Origin of the sequence: Massilia frigida (genome assembly GCF_011682175.1) — a bacterium.
Lineage (GTDB): Bacteria > Pseudomonadota > Gammaproteobacteria > Burkholderiales > Burkholderiaceae_D > Telluria_A > Telluria_A frigida.
Genome location: NZ_WHJG01000071.1, coordinates 1 through 17,483 on the forward strand (window position 1 = coordinate 1; position 17,483 = coordinate 17,483).

The window sequence follows — 17,483 nt, forward strand, 5'->3', positions numbered from 1 at the left end:
GGGGGGGGCACCGGTGGGGGTGTCACCGGTGGGGTGGTCACCGGTGGGGTGGTCACCGGTGGGGTGGTCACCGGTGCCGGGGTCACCGGTGGGGTAGTCGCCGGTGCGGTGGTCACCGGTGCGGTGGTCACCGGTGGGGTAGTCACCGGCGGGGTGGTCACCGGTGGGGTGGTCACCGGCGGGGTGGTCACCGGTGGGGTGGTCACCGGTGGGGTTATCAGCCGCACTCGCCGTACCGTTATTTTTAAATTGCTTCATGGATAAGAATTTTTCGCTCCAGTGATAGAATTTTCTTTGCGCTATTGAACAACAAAAAATCATCCCAATTATGCAAAGATTACTCACTCGGCGATTGCGCGACCACGCCTCAATGAAATCCCCATCACCACTTCACGTGACTCAGGCTAGCCCGAACTGTACCGGTGCCGCATCACCGCCGTGGGCCGATCCTTTGCTAGCGCAATGGCTCAATCGCTGGCAGGCAGACGGGAAAACCAGAGTTACGTTTGTCCACGCCGCGTTCCAATGTGCGTTTTACGCTGATGACGGTACTGACGCACTTGATCGTGCCGATCCTGAGAAGTTCTCCTTCGGGGTATTGCGAAAGCTTGCAAAGGCGGGTCGATTGTTTCAGCTCGAAGTACCGGTTGCCGAATTTCAGGCTGCCAAGCATCGAGGAGCCGATTGGGACAGCCGATCCTCACCTGCATCGCAACCAGGCTTAGCCGCCTGGAAGGGGCAACGGGACTTGGCCTTGGGGCAAGGCAGAGGGCGTCCGCTCAAGGCAGGTGACGAAAAATTAATTTGGCACGATGCCGGCGGACGCTGTATGTATCGCGGTTGCGCAAAGGACGTTGGCCGCACTCCCCTGACCGGCAAGGCCGCCGCAGCTGCGTATCTAGCGCACATCGTCGCTTCTGACGAAGATGGCCCGCGCGGAGACTACACGTCGCAGACATTGTCGGACGACCCTGAAAACGTCATGTTGATGTGTGACGAGCACCACCGGCTGATTGACCGCATCGATGTCGATGGGCACCCAGCGCAAAAGCTAAACGATATGCGCAGGGAGCATGTAGAGATGGTGCGACGAGCGCTTGATGGGCTGGCCTTCAGACGGTCAAAGGCGGTTGCCCTGCTGGCAGACGTCGCGGACCTCAAAACATCAGCTGCGGAACGAGACATTCAAAAGGCCGTCCTGCAGCGCGGGCTAACGGGTGTTCCAGGAGTCGACTACTTAGTCCGGCGCACACAACGAGATGATCGTACACAACCCGACTTCTGGCGACATTTACTACATGAACATGAGGGCGAGCTGCTCGAGCTTCGGCGCAAGCTGGGCAGCAACCAGCCATTGGGCGACGGCTGCGAGGTGCTTTCGGTATTTGCATTGCATCCGGTCCCACTGCTGGTCCTGTTCGGGCGAATTGTCGGCGAAGCCCGTCCTGTCGAGGTCTACCAGTATGACCGTACCAGAGCGACTTGGTGCTGGGATGAGCGGGCCACACCTAACGCACCAGGGACGTTTTCGCTCGATACGTCGAACACCGTTTCCTCATCCGATGTGATGCTGTCCATCGAACTGACGGCAGAAGTCGACGTTGATGCTTTGCCCCCTGAACTTAAACAGAGGCTTGACGCCAAGAGCCTTCCATGGGTTCGCATCAGGAATGCGAACCCAAGTGAGTCGTGTATTAGAACCGGCGCGGATCTCGACGCGTTCACTGCAATAGCAAGGGAGGCTGTGAGGCATATCCAGGACACCATGCGTTCGTCGCACGTGCACTTAATCGGCGTTGCCCCTGTCAGCACCCTATTCCGCTTTGGCCAACTGCTGCAACCGGGCCATCACAGTACTTATACCGTGTACGACCGGCCGAACCGCAGCGTGAACTTCCTGCCAGGCTTAACAATTACTGGAGACAGCGTCGTGGATGCAGCGCAGTCTCACAGCAGTGGCGTTAAAACAATCCTATTACGATGATGAGGAGAGGCGGATGGCAATGACAAAATACGCCGAGCTGGTTGAGGCGGCATCGCGGGGACGACGAGACGTTCTCCAGAAAGCATTCCAAGACACGCGAAGTCACGGCATGCTTACTGAGTGCGCACGCGAACTGGACGCGGTGAATAATCACATTACCGTGCCGTCAGACCTAGTCGATGAAGCGGCTCAGGCCTATACTGAACTCGGGGAGCTATTGGTCGAGAAACTTCGCTGGCCGAGCGAAGCCATCAAGATCATGCCTCAGGGATCGACAAGTACCCGAACGCTGGTCGCTGCGCCGACCGTCGAGAAGTTTGATATCGACGCCGTTTTCCACGTCGATCTTCATAGAATTGAGGCTAAGAATCCGATGGGTTTTTTCGAAGAAATCGGTGCAGCGCTCGCCGAACTTCGTGCTGAAGAAAAAAACCGCTGCTGGCGTGTACATTACCCGAATAAACGTTTCTTCATCGATTTCACGCCATCTGTTCCGCTCGCTAACGTCCCAACGGAGGTGCGCGCCGGGATGCGCCGGGTATCTCAGTACGCCGCTACCGCGATTGCCGTCGTTGATCGCCCAACCGGACAATGGAAGACATCAAATCCTCAAGGAATGGTGAACTGGATTTCGACGCAGGCGGACCGCCGCATTTTGCTTCAAGTGTTGCTCGACAATGATGTCCTTGCGAAGCGGGCCGATATTGAAGCGGTGCCAACCCAGGTCGTCCCGCTTTCCGATACCCTACGGGTCGCCATTCGCCTGTTCAAGCGGCATCGTGACATGGCAGTACGGCGTGATCTCGTGGTCGGAGAATTCAAGCCTATTTCGGTCATCGTTACAACGTTGCTGACGCAGTGCTACGAAGGGCTTGCGGACAAGGGCCATTATTATCATCACCCCGTTGAACTGTTGGCGGATTTAGCTGCTTTGCTGCCGCATATGGTCGAACGGCGCAACGGTGAATTCTGGATTGCCAACCCGACTGTCGATGGCGAAAATTTCGCCGAGCGCTGGAATCACGACAACAACCAGCGTTACGATGCGTTTCGCAGGTGGTGCAATCTTCTTGAGCGCGATTTTGCCCGGATTCTTGAAAGCGTATCGCCAGCGCAGCTCCGCGAATGCGTCCGAGAAACGTTCGGCTGCACGGGCGCGGAGGCTTCGGTGGCACAGGTTGTACGTCCCGGTTGGCTAACGGCTGCGGCGCCGACTACTGTCAAACCAGTCCCTGCCACACGCGGCTTGGCGTAAGCGGCGTCAGGCGGATCAAACGTGCTCGACGAGTTTTTATCACGCCATCCCGCGCTGCTTCACGAGGTTGCAAGCCTTCAAGGTCGGGAACGCAGGTTTGCAATCGAACTGCCAACGCTTCCGACGGGGCGAGAGCTGGGTGCCGCATTTCTTATCATCCCAGATGGTTTTCCTGTCGCACACGCTCGCGTATGCGTATCGGAAACTCTGGCGCTGCGGGTGCCTCATGTTGAAAGTGACGGAAACGTCTGCTTTCAGGGCGACTTAGGTCCATGCTGCGGCATGACGCCTGAAGAGAGGATTGATGAGACGCTGCGTCGCTTCCTACTGCAATTTTTCATTCCCTGGGGCGAAAGTAAGCTGGACAACGACTTTCAGGGAGAAGCACGTACCTATTGGGCACTCCATTGCAAAAAGAGCGGTTCGGCCGGTGATGCCATATCCGAGATATATACATTCGAACCTCGTCCGACCGTTCCACGCGTTTTCGAAGCATCACTCGTTCTGCCAGTGCGCTGGCTGCTTGCAGGAACTGACCGGGAAGTCTCGGAACGCCTGATCACGTCATTAGGGCGGCGAGCTTCCCAAGTACTCAAAACGCTTGTCGTGCAGGTCCCAATCGAACACGACCTGACGCCGTTGACTTGGCCCCGAACGCGCGAGGAGCTCGAACTCATATTGAATTTACGCCTCTCTGATAAGGAGCGACAACAATGTGCTCCAAGATCAGGCGTCCAAGCAACGCACCGCGTATTAGTGCTAAGTTCGCCCAATGTCGACTATGGCTACATGTTGTCGGGAGGGCCTGCGACCACGGACACGGCACGAATCGGCAAAACCCGGACGAGGTCACGCTCCTTTCCTGTACGAGTTACTCAGCCTCTTTCGGTAAGCCGCCTTGAACCTGCTTGGACATATGGGCGCGGTCAGCTGGCAGAGATTCCAACGCGGCAGCGTTTACACATGCTTGTCTTGGGTGCCGGTGCGCTGGGCAGCCACCTTGTGGACCAGTTGGCACGGGCAGGTGTAGGGAAAATATCGGTTGTCGACCCGGAAATAATGGAGGGCGCCAATATAGGTCGCCATCTGCTGGGTGCTGAGTCGCTTGGACTGTCAAAAGCAAAACAGGTTGCGCAACGGGTTGGCAGCACCAACCCCGCATGCGCTGTACTTCACTTTCATATGACAGCGCAAACTTGGCTTCAACGCTATTCGGATGCCACTATCGATATGATTATGGACCTTACTGGCGAGCCAGACGTTCGCTACTCAGTGGAGCTGCACCGTGTATTAAAGCCCACGGCTTTGTTGATCGGCTGGATGGAACCATTTGTTGCTGCCGCGCACGCCTGTCAACTTCCTGTGGATATCCTCTGGCTGGACGGGAAAAAGGATCGGATGGGCGACTTGCAAGCGGTAACTTGGCCCCACGGCGTGATGCTTCACGAACCGGCGTGCAATAGCGAATTCCAAGCCTACACGCCAGCCGCTGCGGCTCATGCTGTGGCTCTTATCGCAGAGTCTGCCCTTGAACTTCTTGATGGAAAGGTGGTAACACCCAAAGTTAGGAGCTGGGTCCGGGGACAGCGCTACCTGGATGTCCAGTATGCAGGACTCGCGCTTCGCGAATGGGCTAACGAAGCAGGCAGGTTCGATGGCGTCATGATTGAAAGGCAGTGGAATGAATAGCCGCAAATTTCGCCTGCCCGACGGGGCAGGTACAGTGGCTTTCCCGCCATCCGTGCTAAATCATATGTATCAATTTGCCCAGCGGCGGTTTTTTGCGCGAGAGGCGGGTGGCCAGTTGTTCAGTCCAAATCCAGAACATATTAACGTGGAGGTAACGCATGTCAGCGGACCTAATCCCGGTGACAGCCGCTCAAGGCATGGAATTATTTGGCATATTGGACAGGCCAATATGGATCGGGAAAAGCATTTCGCATCCGAACGGCATGCAGTTGGTCTTTGGCACACGCACCCTGAAGAACATCCGATGCCGTCCGCCCAGGATGAAAAAACCACCCGGCAGTTCCTCGAAGGGTTTCACGGCACCATGACGGGTTTTCTCCTCATAATTATCGGAAATAAAGGAGATTTGCCCAACATGGCAGTGTGGCTGGCGAGAGACGGCACGTACCAATCGTGGATCCCCTTAGTAGAAGTGCGCGATGCGCAGATCGAAGCGGCGTCCGGCACGTGCACTGCTAACTGTACGGAAGCATCAGTGACCACTCGGCCGAGATTCTCTCCTTGACCAACGCTGGATACGGTAGCGTGCAACATTTGAACTTGGACCTTGACAAAGGAACCATATATTGGCGGAAGCAAAGTGGGCAGTTCTAAATATGCAGATATCAAGCCAGAGCGGTCTCAGCGAGCATGTCTCGCTACATGCTGGCCCTGAGACCGACTGGGAGCCTCCAAGGACGACGTTGTATAACGTGCTGCCATCCTGACAGCGTGGTTTCATCAAGTTCGCCGATCCGTTGCCGCACTATTGCCACGTAGTGGCTACGCGCCCGACATCGTTGATACTGATCGCGCGCTGCTACCAAGCTGGATTGGTGCCGCTAGCGCCTTCGCGCTCGTTAGTCGATGCAATCCGGGCGATAAAAGTATACGCACCGAACTTCCGCCCTCCTAACAACTTTTCCAGGACTGTTTTATAAATTGTAACATTGACTCTGGTACAATAATCCTACGCCTGCGAGCTCAAGTGTACGCACTGGCCACTCAACCTTCATGCCCGTCCAGGCAGCCATTTTACTTATTGATCAAAATATAGGAGCCGCCGCATGAGCCTGCAGGAACTGGTCAGCGATCGTCAACATGACCGTTTATTGCGTTTGTCGTTTCCCAACGGCGACGGACCTTCCGCAACTCTTCTGGTAAATCGTATCGACGCCTTTGAGTGCCTATCGCGTCCCTTCGAGTTCACGGTCGAACTGCTAGCGGATGATCCGAACGTCGCACTCAAAGATCTCCAGGGCAAGATGATGTGCATCCAGATGGTGCGGCGCGATGGTTCAATGCGCTATTTCACTGGGCGGGTGTTTGGTTTTGGATTGAAAACAGTTGACGGTGGCGTTTCTTTTTACGAAGCGAAATTGGGCCCTTGGTACAGATATCTGAGCATGCGGAAAGATAACTACCTGTTCCACTACACCACCATGTACGATCAGACGGCGAGCATTTTTGGAGATTACGGCGGGCTCGCCGATTGGGACTGGCGTGTGCAGGGTGCCACTGATGTATTCACGGATTGCTGCCAGTTCGACGAGAGCGACCGCAACTTCCTGGAGCGCCGCTGGGTGGCCGCCGGCATTTTTTATTGGTTCGAGCACACTGCCTCCGGTCACAAACTCGTGTTGTCCGATGATTCCACTGCCACTGCGCCGATAGACGGCAATCCTGAAGTTCCGTTTCAGCGACACGGGGGATCTGCGCTCGAAGACGGGCTGGGGGAATGGTCGCCCGCGCGCCAGATTGTGACTAGCAGCGTGGCGCTCGCCTCGTTCGATTTCAAGTCTCCGTTCCCGGCAATAACATCCCTTCCGACTGTCAACCAGCAGGGCGATGTACCCAACATCGAATCGTACGAATATACGGGCGCTTTGGGATTCAAGAGCGGGGCCGGACGCTCGTTGGCACAACTGCGCATGGAAGAGGTAGAAGCGGCAGGCAAGCAGTTCGACGGCAGCGGCAATTGCCGCAGCCTCATGCCGGGCCGTTGGTTTCGTCTCACCGGGCACTTCGATACCAGCAACAGTGGCGGTGACGAACAGGTACGCGAATTCCTGATCATTGAAGTCACGCACAGTGCCTCGAATAACTACCATGTGAAAGATAACTCGGAATCGTATTACGAGAATCGCTTGGCATGCATTCGCAAGATCATTCCGTTTCGTGCTGGGCGTGACCACAACAGTGTCGAAACGAAAATTCACGGCATCCAAACGGCAACAGTGGTGGGCCCGGCTGGCGAGGAAATTCACACAGACGAATATGGCCGTGTGCGAGTCCAGTTCCACTGGGACCGCGCTGGCAGTAATGACGAGAAGAGTTCAGCTTGGATTCGAGTGGCCACACCATGGGCTGGGCCGAACTTTGGCATGAGTTTCATCCCTCGTATTGGAAGCGAAGTGCTCGTTCAATTCCTAGACGGGAATCCCAACCGCCCGCTGATTACCGGAATGGTCCCGAACGCTGGCACGATGCCGCCCTGGACCCTCCCAGCAAACAAGACGCAGAGCGGCGTCCTGACGCGCTCGACGCCAAAGGGAAACTATGACAATGCGAATGCACTGCGCTTTGAAGACAAGAAGGGGCAAGAACAGCTGTGGCTTCATGCCGAAAAGGATCAGCTCACTGAGGTCGAACATGACGAAGACAAGTGGGTCGGCAATGACCGGCGCAAGACGGTCGACCGGGACGAGACAAATCGCATCAAACGCGACCGAGTAGAAATCGTCGACCGGGACGAGACGATTACCGTGCATAACAACCGCACCGAACGCGTTGACCACGACGAAAAAATCAGTATCGGCGATAACCGGACTGAGGACGTCGGCAAGAACGAGTCTATTAGCGTCGGTCAAAATCAAAATGTCAGCGTTGCAAAAGAACAGACATTCGCTGTGGGAGGCAATCGCAACAAGACGGTTGCGAAGAACGGCAAAGACAAGATTTCAAAGAACTGGTCCATCAACGTAGGAAAAATAAAAACCGAAACAATCGGGATGGCCTACATGCAGAATGTCGGCATGGGGCGGCTTGAGAATGTCGGTATGGGCTACAGCCTGAACGTAGGGATGGTGATGTCCACTGTGGTGGGTGGGAACCAGATGACGAAGGTCGGGAAAAAAATCTCGATCAGCGCTGGCGATGAATTGGAAATCACAGTTGGGAAGGCAAGCCTGGTCATGAAGGCAGACGGTTCCGTTATCATCAACGGCACCCAGTTCAATTTCGAAGCGAGCGGCCCGGTGCAGATTTCGGGTAAAGACGTCGATATCAACTGACCGGGGCGACTATGGATTTCATCAACCACACGCCATTTCCGGCCCAGGATTTCGGCGGGGTCGACCAGCACGACCAAGAATTTCATGTCGTTGCCTTGCGCCAGACCCTGACGTGGGGCGAATCGGCTGTTCTGACCTACGCCCACAAACAACTGCCTTTGTGCGAAGAAGATCACCATGCCGGTCCGCCAGAGAACAGCTACGTCCTTCAGGAGTCCGATTACTGCCAGTACAAGCCCAGGTGCGACGTTATCGTGAACGCTACCGCGTACGCGCCGCAAGGCAAGCCCACGCGGCGATTTCGCGTCAAGCTCGTAGTCCGGCGTCCCAACGAATTGTCCCCAGTCCCGCCCCGTCCTGAAGGAATTAATCAGTTTGTCGCACCCAGTGTTTCCCAGTTGAGCGCGTGGGAAACCGAGATGCGAGCACGCACAATTTTGCCGGGAGAGCAGTTGTTGTCGAAGCAGCTCGACGTTTGCGGAGAACGTTATTTCGTGCGACGTTTTTGGCCTATCCGGGCTGTAGCCGCCATCCTTCAATACGCCACATTAGGGCTCATGCGACTACCGGGGTGGCGGTTGACGACTCCCCTGCCCGCAGTCGCCGTCCCTGTCAATAAACAATACGCATTTGGCGGGAGGTCGCGGGTCAATACCGAAGACAAAGCGGCGGGCCGCATTGCGCAGCGCCACCGCCTCCCGGCTGACCAAATCGCCGCACAGCCCGATGGTGAGGGGCGTGCTGTCGCGCACGTGGCGTGCGCTGCGAACCCGGCGGGCCGCGGATACGTCCGTCAATGGCTTGTCGATGCCCTGCGACTGAGCACCGTTCGAGCCCCTCAGGTATCCCGCCCCGATTATCCCGTTGGGCTGGGCGACTTTACGCAGGGACTACGCGGCAAGCTCGATAGCAAGCGCGCGAGTTCGCTGGTAGCCGATTTTGGCGTGCGGCCAAAGTCACATCCCGAGCGGATCGCCTTGAGTGGTACCGTAGATGAGAGTTTTGCGAACAGTGCTGCATGGCTGCCACTCGACTTCGACTTTGCGATGTGGAACGCCGCCGAGCCGGATCAACAAATTGACTACTTGCAGGGCGATGAAGTCATTGAGCTGACAAACCTGTGCGCGCCCGGCGCGTCAGGTGCGCGCAGCGATGAAGGAGGCAATACGACGTTGGCACTGGCATTACCAGAAAACGAATGCCACGTTCTGGTTCGTTTGGTCAGCGGTGAGATGTTCCTCTCGCCGATGCAAATTGACACGCTCATCGTCGAACCGGACCAACAACTGCTTCATCTGGTGTGGCGCGTTGTACTTGCTAAGAGCCCCAGCGCGCCAATTCGCGCTGTGGAGGCACGCATGTACAGCTTTAAAGAACGCGATCGCATCCGTGCAGAGGTTGATACATTAAAACAGCAGCTAGGCGACGTGTGGGATGCACGGGCAACGCTTACCGGCGGAGTCGACCATGTCTAACCCAATAGGCGCCCGCAAAAACAGCAATTTCAAAGCCATTTCCACAGCCCCTTCGTTCAATAAAACTCCTGTTGGCAGTGCCACACCGCCCCTGCCATACGCGACTTTTCAGGACCTTGGCAATAGCGTCGGAGTTGTCCCGTCCGTCAAATTTAACGGTGATCCCGCCTACGTACTCCGGCAGTCGACGCAGCCCTCAGGAAAAGGCGACGCTGTTGGCGTGGCCAAGGGGGTTAAATCGGGAACGGTCACCGGGGAAGTAAAGCCCACGAAAGGGTCGACCACCGTAAATGTCGGTGGACGCCCCATCGTTCGCAAGGGCGATTCATGCACCATGAATGGTGGAAATAATCCCGGCATTTTTTGCACTACGGTTGTTCCCAGCGGCGCCTCGCCAAAAAATGCGGCGGGCACCTCCGCACCGCCAACCAGCGCGCAGACGAAACCTGAACAGAGCATGCTGGACAAGGTGGTAGACGGTGCTAGATCGGCCGCGAAGCATTATCGCGAAAACGTGTCCGATGTACTGCACAACGCTGCCGCCGACGCAATGGACAAGGGTGGAACGATCGCCACCGCTGGCGGGGGCGCGGTCTTAGTGGGCGGTGGCATGGCCTTGACTGGGGTGGGCGCGGCGCCTGGAGCAGTCATCGCAGCAGGCGGGACCGCCGTTGCTGCAGTGGGCGGCGGCGTGAGCACTGTCGGTGGGGCTGTCGAGACGTTTGCCACCGGGATGGACGCGCTCGCGGATTTTGCGATCGATGGAAAGGTGCCAAACGTCACAGGCATGGCCACTGCCTACGCAGAACGCGTCATCATGAGCAAGGTCGAGAAATTGACCAAGTTTATACCTGGCTTCAAAGCTGAGGCTCAGGCTGTAAAAGCCGAAGCGAAAGCTGCAAAGGTCGAGGTCAAGGGAGCAGCAAAGACGGCAAACAATGAAGTCAATGCACGACCAGCTCCACCGAGAGCGGCTGGCGATGGCACTACGATTACAAGCAGGAGGCGTTCGCGCGGCCGTTGCGAGTTACGGCCTTACAGCGAAGGCTGTGCGAGCGGCACACCACACCATGTGGTACCGGATCATTGCTTTAAGCAACCGGGCGAAAGTGGCGAGTATTACAATGGCGCAATTAAGCACAAAGATGGCTTATGTATTTGCGTTCAAGGCCCGACGAAATCGACGACGGTGGGCGGCACGTCGATGAAGATGAAGGGCTTGCGCCTCAAAGATTACTATGGCCAGTTGGCGGATCATGGAAAAATTCACGCACGTTTTGACGTTCTTGAGTCTGCACTGGGTGCGCGCGGCGACCCGAAGGGAACCGCAAAACTCGGTGATCTGGAACGGACGGGCGCCAACGTGGTCGGAAAAGTAACCGGGTGTGATGCCGAAGATCTCAGAAAACAATTGCGGGATTTTCACGGCGCGAATGGCCTGGGTCAAGACGTGAAACTTCGCGCAGATCCATTCGGTAGTGTAAAAAATCTTGATCCGTCGCTCATGGGCAAGCCACGCCAGGGATCGGGCGGTTCGGGTCGCTAATAAGTCGGAGGTTATTGTGGAAGCTAAGATTAGCAATGAAGTTTACTTTCTTGACGGTTGCGTGATTGAAGACGATTTCGTCTATGTCGCGTGCAATCTGGAGGACGTTGATCCGCGTGAATACACGCACTCACGCCTGAGCGTCTACGACGCGCAAAGTACACAGGAATGGAAATGGTTCTATCACGACGTAGACGCCAATATCGTTTCGGTTTGTGTCAAACAACCTGACGCCACGCGTGGACGGCTGCTATGCAGCCTCTCGAAGGAAGGCGAAGTCGAATTGTTCGACAATGCTAACGGTCCGGCTCTTCACGAAAAGATCAGCGGTGCCGGGGTGCGTCTAGGAACGGGGGGCTACGTCTCGCAAATTCGCGAGATCGGTGCAGCCTTGTTCGTTTGCGGTCAGCATGGACAGGTGTACAAGCGAACAGCCGCGGGCTGGATACATGTGGATCAAGGATTATTCAACGTGCCAGAAGGGTTTGATTCGGACGCAATCATGCTCAACAGCATCGATGGCAACCATGAAAATGACGTCTATGTCGCCGGCGACGACGGCAAAATTTTTCATTTCAACGGCACTAGTTGGTCTTCCGTCGAAACGGGCATAGATGAACATCTCAACTGGATTCGCGTGTATGGAAATGCGGTGTGGGCCTGTGGTTATAACGGCGCCCTACTTACCGGAAACGCACGCTCAGGTTTTCGCGATGTAAGCAGTTCGGACGATAACCTGACATTCCAGTCACTGGCACGGTTTCAAGACAAAATCTTTTTAGCGACCATTAACGACGGGGTCTTCGTCTACGACGGTGTAGGCATTCGCACCGTTGACTCTGGGCTGAACCCGCCAGTCCAATCGCATCATTTGGACTGCCGCAGCCAAGTTCTCTGGTCGTTCGGCGTCAAGGATATTTGCTGGTTTGATGGGAAGCGCTGGGTAAGGGTCGACCACCCCGACAATCCGGCGCTGTAAGCCGTCTGTGCCGAGTCTCGTATGGTACTTGTGCGATATGTCCAGACAATGCTGTAGAGTGGCCGCGCGAATCTAACCCCGAGCAATCTCGTTGATCATGCCAAGACAGAAATTAATAGACCGAGCCGAAAATTGACAGAGTACAGCGGCTCCAAATCGCGGAGCAAGGGCTTCGATGCTAATTGCGAGCCCTCAAAGGCCGGCGACGTAGAGGGTGTCGCGGCCTTTCAGCGAAGTCACATCAGCGCATTTCCATACCCAGGATTTTTGCCAAGCACAACCGCACAGTATGGGCTATTGTACCTACTGGGTCATTAAGTCCGCCCTCAGCCTCTGCGTCAATTGCCAGCCATTTCAAGCCATCGCGGATGCGCGCAGCAACGCTGTCCATTATCAATTCGGCCAAGTCACAGTCCGCGTTAAGCCATGTATTTTTTTGATGATATATATCGCTTGCGATCGTATCGTATATAAGATCTCTAACCCGATCAAAATCGACTGCCTCCCAATCTGGATATTGTGGCTCAAATACGCTTATTACTTTTTCCGCAATGACTTGTCCGTACAACTCAATTCGCGGCCCAATAAATTTAGAAAATACTCGATCTTCCTTCTGTTGAACAAGCCTAAAATTAGAAGCAAAAATTTCCGTGGTATCAGTCTCTAATAGCCCATTTACCACCTCAAGAACCAATGCCGAGCTAGTAGCAAACCACTCAGTTTCTGGCTCTCGCCCATTCAAGAACGGCAAATTTCCGACAGGAATATAGCCGGGATATTTCGCATCCATTACTCCTAATTTTACGGAGTCACTACCTGCCTCAATGAGGAATGAGCCAGTAGTCTTGCAGAATGAAAGAAGCTCGAGCATGCCAGGGGATAACGCCGCGAGATCCTCCTCAATCGCCTCAGAAAAAAGCTCAACGGCTGTATCTAAATTTATCTCACGGCTTCGGGCGCGCAGTAAGGATTGAATACGTTCTGCGTCAACGGGGATAGCGAAGATGCCATCATCCTTTGTGGCTTGAGGTTTCGCTGCAGAAAAGTTTTTCCCGACAACGATATTGGCCCAGACGTTTTGGGCAGCGCTGAGCGACAATCCCAGCCCGCGCGAGGCAAGTGCTTTGGAGAATCGGGAACGAGTACTGCTCAAAGTGACATATGAAAATTTCATCGATTACCTTTCAGTTAGTTTGATCAGAAGCTGGCCGCTTAATCGATCAAACATTGGTATCGAAAAATTCAATGCTTTAAGACAAGAATGGAGTGCTGGTCGGCCAGAACCAAGGAATTATCCTTCATGCAGAACGATATCGATCCGCAATCCTAGGAAAATATTAACGCATCGTCCCCTGCCTGACAAGGAGATTTTTGTCGTATGTCTCCCATCGGTAGTGTAGAAAGAAGCCAAACGATGCTATTTTACAGCCGTGCTCGTGTCCCATCGCGGCCCAATCCACCGAACTTAGCAGCGCCGCACATCAGCACGGCTTCTGATTCATGAATTTGTGCGATTTCGGCCGTGCAACTCGTGGTTTGGATTTGATGATGCCAGGCCGGTGCGAGTAGGTCCGGCCGGCGATCAAGCGTAGTGCGTCGAGCAGACGCGTGGCGATGTCGGCGCCGAGCAGAAGCGCTGGCAGCAGCGGCTTCAAAATGGAGTGGGCAGCGGCGCGGTTTATGCGCCGCGTCGGCGGCAACGACGCCTCGCGCAGGACTGTCCCCGTGGCCAGGGACTGTAGGTTGTCGCAAACGATCTTCGCGGCGAAGTCGTGCAACGCCGCCTGCTGCGAAAGACCGGAGACATGCTCAAGATTGAGCCGGTGCTTGAGGCGCTTGAAGGCTTCCTCGATGCGCCAGCGCTGATGGTACAGGTCGCCGAATTCGTGGGCCGGAAATGCCACCGGGTCGAGCAAATTGGTCATCAGCACGCGCACCTTGCCGGTGCTTGCAACATGGCGCACCAGGCGCACCGTTTGTGCCGTCGCCGGGCACTCGTAGTCGGCGGCGTCGCGCCGGTCGGGGGCTGCCAGCGTGACGATCCGCTCGTCGGCGGCGTCGCGCAGGAAGTCGCGCACGCACGCGAAGCCGGCGTTGCCGGCCTTCTCGACGCGCATGCAGAAGCCGACGCCGCGCGCGTTGAGCGCGGCGACCAACCAGCGCGACGGATAGCCTCGGTCCATCAATAACAGGTCGGCGCCGGACAGGCGGTCAAGGTGTTGGAACAGCATCTGGCGCTCGCCCTCGTGAACGCTGTGCAGCGAGGCGGCCAGCATCATCTCGGCGCCGGGAAGGTAAAGGCCAAAGGCGATTTGGTCGGCACTGGCGGCGCGCGCGACATGGCTGGCGCGGCGCCCGAAACGCAAGGTCGACGCGTCGGCGGCGACGAGTCGCCGGCCGCGCCAGCGCGGCACGAAGCCGTCGGCGTCGGCGCGCTCGACAAGCCAGTCGTTGAGCGCCGGGATGGCGGTGGTGGACAGCTTGGCGCGGGCCTTTGCGAAGGCTTGCTCGGAGACGTGGTGCACCAGTTGGGCCTGCTCTTTGAGGTGGGCGAAGAATTCGTCGAGTTCAGTCTGCACGCTCTTGCGCATGCCGCTGAGCATGACGGCGACCAATGGTAAGCGGCCAGCCGTCCCACCTATGAATTCTTGATGTGTGAGGCGACACTGTGTTCTCGATTTTTTCAGGAGGATGATGGTGGCCAATAAGGAACGTGAGCAGTTATGGCGGGAGCGCGTAGCGCAGTGGCAGGCCAGCGGTACGTCGCAGCAGGCTTGGGCGCTCGAGCACGGCTTTCCCATACGCCAGGTCGGCTACTGGGTGCGGCGCTTGGCCAAGTCGCAAAGCATACCTGCGCTGTTGCCCGTGCGGGTGACGCCGCCGATACGGGCGGCCGCTGCGGCGGTCCCGATCAGCCTGTGCAGCGAGCGCGGCTGGACCGTGACCTTGCCGAGTAATGTGCCGGCCAGCTGGTTGGCCGAGTTAATGCGAGCGCTGTGATGCAGCTGGCGGCCGATGCGATCTGGCTGGCGACGGCAGCGGTGGACATGCGCACCGGGATTGATGGACTGTCTCTGCATGTGCAGCAAGCCCTCGGCCGCCCGCCTTGTGATGGCACGGCCTACGTGTTTGCCAACCGCCGCCGTACACGCCTCAAACTCGTGTGCTGGGATGGCACCGGCGTGTGGATGTGTTTGCGCCGGCTGCATCGCGGCCAGTTCGTATGGCCCCAGCCGGACGACGCCTGCTGGCAGATGAGCGCCGAGCAATGGCAGTGGCTGGTGGCGGGCGTGGACTGGCAGCGTCTCTCGGCGCCAGCGCCTGGGCAGTGGCGCTTGTGAGGACGTAAACGGTTGCGCTTGTAAACGTCATCGACAGCCGGTAAACTACTGAGCCATGAACCTGCTCGACGAACTTGCCCGCACCGATGTTGATCCCGCCCTGGTGGCGCAGGTACGGGCGCTGCTTGCCGAGAAGGACTTCAGGATCACGGCGCTGACGCATGAGTTGGCTTATTACAAACGGGTCCGCTTCGGCAAGGCCAGCGAAGCGCTGGTCGGCGAACAGCGCCTGCTATTTGACGAGACTGTCGATATGGATCTGGCGGCCATCGACGAGGAGCTTGAGGGCCAGGCGCCGGCCAAGCGGCAGCGCAATCGCGCCGGCCGCCAGCCGCTGCCGGCGGAACTGGAACCCATCGAGCACCGTCATGAGCCCGAGTCATGCCAGTGCGGCCGATGCGGTGCCGACCTGGTCAAGATCGGGGAAGATGTCAGCGAACAGCTCGACGTGGAGCCAGCGCGCTTCTTCGTGCATCGCCACATCCGCCCGCAGTACGCCTGCCGTCCTTGCGAAACGGTGACGGCGGCGCCGATTCCGCCGGCCGTGATCGATGGCGGCATGGCCGCTGTTGGCTTGCTGGCCTGGATTGCTGTTTGCAAGTACCTCGACCACCTGCCGCTGTATCGGATCGAACAGATTGCCGCGCGCGCAGGCGTGCCACTGGCCCGCTCCACCATGGGCGAGTGGATCGGACGCATTGGCGTGGCCCTGCAGCCGCTGGCCGACCGGCTGGCCGAACTGCTCAGGGAACGAAGTTGCCTGCATGCCGACGAGACGCCGGTACGCCAGCTCGATCCCGGCAGCGGCAAGACCAAACACGCCTACCTGTGGGCCTATCGATCCAACGCGCTCGACGATGGACCGTCGATGGTCGTGTTCGACTACCAAACCAGCCGCGCTGGTGCGCACGCGCGCGCCTTCCTGCAGGACTGGCGCGGGCACCTGATGGTGGACGACTACGCCGGTTATAAGGCGCTGTTTACGGCCGGCCTCACCGAGCTCGCTTGCCTTGCTCACATTCGCCGCAAGTTCTTCGACGTGCACGCGGCCAGCGGCAGCCCGGTGGCCGAGGAAGCGATGAGGCGCATTGCGCAGCTGTACGCTATTGAGCAGCAGGCAGCCGGTATGGCGGCGCCACCACGGCTGGCATTGCGTGAGCAGCACGCCATGCCGGTCCTGGCCGACCTGCACATCTGGCTGACCGCCACGCAGCTTACCGTCGCTACCGGCAGCGGCACCGCCAAAGCCATTGAGCATGCGCTCAAGCGCTGGCCAGCGCTGCAGCGTTACGCCAACTCAGGCAGCCTGCCGATTGACAACAACGCCGTCGAAAACGCCATCCGCCCCATAGCGATCGGCAAAAAGAACTGGCTCTTCACAGGCTCGGAGCGTGCCGGCCGCCGCGCCGCCGCCATCCAAAGCCTGTTCGCCACCGCTAAACTCAACGGCCTCGACCCTGCACGCTGGCTCGCTGATACTCTCGCAAAGCTGCCTACCTGCCCCAACAGCAAAATCGACTCGCTGCTACCGTTCGCAAACTCTACACAGGCCTGAGTTGGGAGGGAAGGTGGTCTCGCTGGCCGCTTACGTTTGATCGGCTCTATGTCTTTATATCTCCGGTTTCTCTCGACTTCACTCGAGACAATACTTCGGTTAATTCGTGAAGATTTGCAGGTTTTACAAAGTAATGGTCGAATCCGGAAGCGGCAGCTTGATCCCGGTCCTGAGCCATACCATACCCAGTGAGGGCAATCAGAGCCAATTGCAAAACGATTTTTCTGAACTGGCCGGCATCACGGGAGCGCGACTTTCCATCGCATTTTCGTGATGCTGGACGAATTCTGGTCGGTTATGGTGGCGGAATCATGGTTAATCTCATTC

Annotated in this window: 14 protein-coding genes; 12 read left to right on the top strand and 2 right to left on the bottom strand. The window is 57.1% G+C overall.

Translation table 11 applies throughout. The features are described 5' to 3' along the window. The 9 genes from F2P44_RS35225 to F2P44_RS33100 all read left to right on the top strand — a co-directional run. On the top strand, positions 1-264 hold a 264-nt coding region (locus F2P44_RS35225), incomplete at its 5' end, for a hypothetical protein (protein ID WP_223165143.1). A gap of 64 nt (positions 265-328) precedes the next feature. Next, a complete protein-coding gene (locus tag F2P44_RS33065) occupies positions 329-1,984 on the top strand; it encodes an SAVED domain-containing protein (protein ID WP_167094147.1) in 1,656 nt (551 codons plus the stop codon). A gap of 13 nt (positions 1,985-1,997) precedes the next feature. Beyond that, the gene (locus tag F2P44_RS33070; protein ID WP_167094149.1) at positions 1,998-3,239 is read left to right on the top strand and encodes a nucleotidyltransferase domain-containing protein; all 1,242 of its coding nucleotides are present in this window, start codon (positions 1,998-2,000) and stop codon (positions 3,237-3,239) included. Positions 3,240-3,260: 21 nt separating this feature from the next. Continuing rightward, positions 3,261-4,928 carry a ThiF family adenylyltransferase gene (locus tag F2P44_RS36735; protein WP_167094151.1) on the top strand — a complete coding sequence of 556 codons (1,668 nt, stop codon included), beginning with the start codon at positions 3,261-3,263 and terminating at the stop codon, positions 4,926-4,928. After that, positions 4,921-5,493, top strand: coding sequence for a Mov34/MPN/PAD-1 family protein (locus F2P44_RS33080; protein ID WP_167094153.1), 573 nt, complete (start codon positions 4,921-4,923; stop codon positions 5,491-5,493). The genes F2P44_RS36735 and F2P44_RS33080 overlap by 8 nt, the downstream gene beginning before the upstream one ends. A 541-nt stretch (positions 5,494-6,034) precedes the next feature. Continuing rightward, a complete protein-coding gene (locus F2P44_RS33085) occupies positions 6,035-8,260 on the top strand; it encodes a type VI secretion system Vgr family protein (protein ID WP_167094155.1) in 2,226 nt (741 codons plus the stop codon). 11 nt (positions 8,261-8,271) lie between these two features. After that, positions 8,272-9,735 carry a DUF2169 family type VI secretion system accessory protein gene (locus F2P44_RS33090; RefSeq protein ID WP_167094158.1) on the top strand — a complete coding sequence of 488 codons (1,464 nt, stop codon included), beginning with the start codon at positions 8,272-8,274 and terminating at the stop codon, positions 9,733-9,735. Then, positions 9,728-11,281, top strand: coding sequence for a PAAR-like domain-containing protein (locus F2P44_RS33095; protein WP_167094160.1), 1,554 nt, complete (start codon positions 9,728-9,730; stop codon positions 11,279-11,281). Before F2P44_RS33090 ends, F2P44_RS33095 begins: the two co-directional genes overlap by 8 nt. 16 nt (positions 11,282-11,297) lie before the next feature. Further along, entirely contained in the window at positions 11,298-12,260 is a 963-nt protein-coding gene (locus tag F2P44_RS33100) for a beta propeller repeat protein (protein ID WP_167094162.1), read from the top strand. Positions 12,261-12,501: 241 nt separating this feature from the next. Here F2P44_RS33100 and F2P44_RS33105 read toward each other — a convergent pair whose 3' ends face one another. Continuing rightward, on the bottom strand, positions 12,502-13,434 hold the full coding sequence (locus F2P44_RS33105) for a hypothetical protein (protein ID WP_167094164.1): 933 nt from the start codon (positions 13,432-13,434) through the stop codon (positions 12,502-12,504). A 307-nt stretch (positions 13,435-13,741) separates the two neighbouring features. Then, positions 13,742-14,863 carry an IS4 family transposase gene (locus tag F2P44_RS33110; protein WP_229423887.1) on the bottom strand — a complete coding sequence of 374 codons (1,122 nt, stop codon included), beginning with the start codon at positions 14,861-14,863 and terminating at the stop codon, positions 13,742-13,744. Positions 14,864-14,954: 91 nt separating this feature from the next. On the opposite strand from F2P44_RS33110, the gene tnpA reads away from it, so the two are divergent. The 3 genes from tnpA to tnpC are packed head-to-tail and all read left to right on the top strand — an operon-like array spanning position 14,955 to position 17,156. Further along, entirely contained in the window at positions 14,955-15,260 is a 306-nt protein-coding gene (gene tnpA / locus F2P44_RS33115; protein WP_167094168.1) for an IS66 family insertion sequence element accessory protein TnpA, read from the top strand. After that, positions 15,260-15,601 carry an IS66 family insertion sequence element accessory protein TnpB gene (tnpB, locus tag F2P44_RS33120; RefSeq protein WP_167094170.1) on the top strand — a complete coding sequence of 114 codons (342 nt, stop codon included), beginning with the start codon at positions 15,260-15,262 and terminating at the stop codon, positions 15,599-15,601. Before tnpA ends, tnpB begins: the two co-directional genes overlap by 1 nt. Before the next feature lie 55 nt (positions 15,602-15,656). Next, positions 15,657-17,156: an IS66 family transposase gene (gene tnpC, locus F2P44_RS33125; RefSeq protein WP_167094172.1), complete on the top strand. Its 1,500-nt coding sequence runs from the start codon at positions 15,657-15,659 to the stop codon at positions 17,154-17,156. Positions 17,157-17,483: the final 327 nt, after the last annotated feature.

What these genes read in the sequence shown, in the direction of transcription:
- F2P44_RS33065 (WP_167094147.1), top strand. Translation starts at nt 329, where the DNA reads ATGCAAAGATTACTCACTCGGCGATTGCGCGACCACGCCTCAATGAAA.
- F2P44_RS33070 (WP_167094149.1), top strand. Translation starts at nt 1,998, where the DNA reads ATGGCAATGACAAAATACGCCGAGCTGGTTGAGGCGGCATCGCGGGGA.
- F2P44_RS33080 (WP_167094153.1), top strand. Translation starts at nt 4,921, where the DNA reads ATGAATAGCCGCAAATTTCGCCTGCCCGACGGGGCAGGTACAGTGGCT.
- F2P44_RS33085 (WP_167094155.1), top strand. Translation starts at nt 6,035, where the DNA reads ATGAGCCTGCAGGAACTGGTCAGCGATCGTCAACATGACCGTTTATTG.
- F2P44_RS33090 (WP_167094158.1), top strand. Translation starts at nt 8,272, where the DNA reads ATGGATTTCATCAACCACACGCCATTTCCGGCCCAGGATTTCGGCGGG.
- F2P44_RS33095 (WP_167094160.1), top strand. Translation starts at nt 9,728, where the DNA reads ATGTCTAACCCAATAGGCGCCCGCAAAAACAGCAATTTCAAAGCCATT.
- F2P44_RS33105 (WP_167094164.1), bottom strand. Translation starts at nt 13,434, where the DNA reads ATGAAATTTTCATATGTCACTTTGAGCAGTACTCGTTCCCGATTCTCC.
- F2P44_RS33110 (WP_229423887.1), bottom strand. Translation starts at nt 14,863, where the DNA reads ATGCTCAGCGGCATGCGCAAGAGCGTGCAGACTGAACTCGACGAATTC.
- tnpA (WP_167094168.1), top strand. Translation starts at nt 14,955, where the DNA reads ATGGTGGCCAATAAGGAACGTGAGCAGTTATGGCGGGAGCGCGTAGCG.
- tnpB (WP_167094170.1), top strand. Translation starts at nt 15,260, where the DNA reads ATGCAGCTGGCGGCCGATGCGATCTGGCTGGCGACGGCAGCGGTGGAC.
- tnpC (WP_167094172.1), top strand. Translation starts at nt 15,657, where the DNA reads ATGAACCTGCTCGACGAACTTGCCCGCACCGATGTTGATCCCGCCCTG.